Source organism: Achromobacter sp., from assembly GCF_049647645.1.
In the GTDB taxonomy this organism is placed as follows: domain Bacteria; phylum Pseudomonadota; class Gammaproteobacteria; order Burkholderiales; family Burkholderiaceae_B; genus Achromobacter.
In genome coordinates this window covers 1-1,597 of sequence record NZ_JBARYB010000216.1, presented here as the reverse complement: position 1 = coordinate 1,597, position 1,597 = coordinate 1, and the positions used below count along the sequence as shown (strand labels likewise).

The 1,597-nt window shown below is 72.5% G+C and carries 3 protein-coding genes; all 3 read left to right on the top strand.

What is annotated here, in order from left to right:
* Positions 1-627 (top strand): thiamine pyrophosphate-dependent enzyme (locus WBB14_RS25315; protein ID WP_424242207.1); only part of this gene is annotated, 627 nt, incomplete at its 5' end.
* Positions 624-926: a (2Fe-2S)-binding protein gene (locus WBB14_RS25310; RefSeq protein WP_424242206.1), complete on the top strand. Its 303-nt coding sequence runs from the start codon at positions 624-626 to the stop codon at positions 924-926. The genes WBB14_RS25315 and WBB14_RS25310, both read left to right, overlap by 4 nt.
* Positions 917-1,597, top strand: a 681-nt coding sequence (locus WBB14_RS25305; protein ID WP_424242205.1) for an FAD-dependent oxidoreductase, incomplete at its 3' end; no start/stop codon positions are given. The genes WBB14_RS25310 and WBB14_RS25305, both read left to right, overlap by 10 nt.

Here is a 1,597-nt window from a genome sequence, read left to right as displayed (position 1 = left end):
CCCCAGGCGCCCGCGCTGCCGCCCACGCCCGGCCCGCTGGACCTGAATGCAGCGGCGCGCCACGTCGCAGCCACCTTGCCCCTGCGCTCCTGCGTCACCGTCGGCGCGGGCAACTACGCGCTTTACGCGCACCGGCATATCGCCTTCAAGGGACCAGGCAGCCAGCTTGCGCCCGCCGTCGGCGCCATGGGCTACGGCCTGCCCGCGGCCATCGCCGCCAAGCTGCGCGACCGCGATGCGGCGGTGGTCTGCTTTGCTGGCGACGGCTGTTTCCAGATGACCATGCAGGAATTGGCCACCGCCGCCCAGTACCGGCTGGGCATCGTGGTGCTGGTCTTCAACAACGGCCTGTTCGGCACCATCCGCCTGCATCAGGAACGCGCCTACCCCGGCCGCGCGCTGGCGACGGAACTGGTCAACCCCGACTTCGCGCTGCTGGCGCAAAGCTACGGCGGCTACGGCGCGGCGGTCGAGTGCACGGAGGATTTCGCGCCTGCCTATGACGCCGCGTTGGCATACGCCCAAGAGCATCGCATGCCGGCCATCGTTGAATTGCGCTATGACGCCGACATCATCCTGCCGGACCGCACGCTGTCGCAGTTGCGCCCCGCGGAGACCGCCGCATGAAGCCGCTGCTGTACCGCGTGTCCGCGCCCGACTCCGCGCCGCTGCGCCTGCGCTGGAACGGCCTGCCTTTGCAAGCCCATCGGGGCGACACCGTGCTGACGGCGCTGCTGTTGGCCGCGCAACAACTGCGCGTCACCCTGGGCGAAGGCGCACCGCGCGCCGGCTTCTGCCTGATGGGCGCCTGCCAGGATTGCTGGGTGCAGACGGCCGGCGGCGCGCGCCTGCGCGCCTGTTCCACCCCGGCCGAAGACGGCATGGACCTGGTCAGCGCTCTGCCCGGAGAACTCGCATGCAGATGAATCCGGCCGGCGCCGATGGCACGCCGCGCATGGTGGTGGTCGGCGCCGGCCCCGCGGGCGTGCGCGCCGCGCAGACGCTGCTGCGCCACGGCGTGCGTCCGGTGATCGTGGACGAAGCCGCCTTGCCCGGCGGCCAGATCTATCGCCAGGGCGCAGCCCCGCGCGGCACCGCGCGCCAGCGCTATGGCTTCGAGTGGAAACGCGCGCAAGCCATCCACGCGGCGGGCGCTGACCTGGTCGCCCGCGCCGACTACCGCGCCGCCACCGCGGTGTGGAACGCCGCGCCCGGCAGCCTGGACCTGGTCCGCGACGGCGAGCTGGAAACCCTGGCCTACACCCGCCTGCTGCTCGCCACCGGCGCCACCGACCGCGTGCTGCCCTTTCCGGGCTGGACCCTGCCCGGCGTCTACTCGCTGGGCGGCGCGCAGATCGCGCTGAAGAGCCAAGGCTGCATGTTCGGGCCGCGCATCGTGTTCGCCGGCACCGGCCCCCTGCTCTATCTGGTCGCTTATCAATATGCGCGCGCCGGCGGCCAGGTGCAGGCCGTGCTGGACTGCGCTCCCCTGGGCTGCCAGGTCCGCGCCGCGCCGGCCCTGCTGAGCCAGCCCGGCATGCTGGCCAAGGGCCTGTACTACCTGGGGTGGCTGCGCGCCCACGGCGTGGCCGTGCAC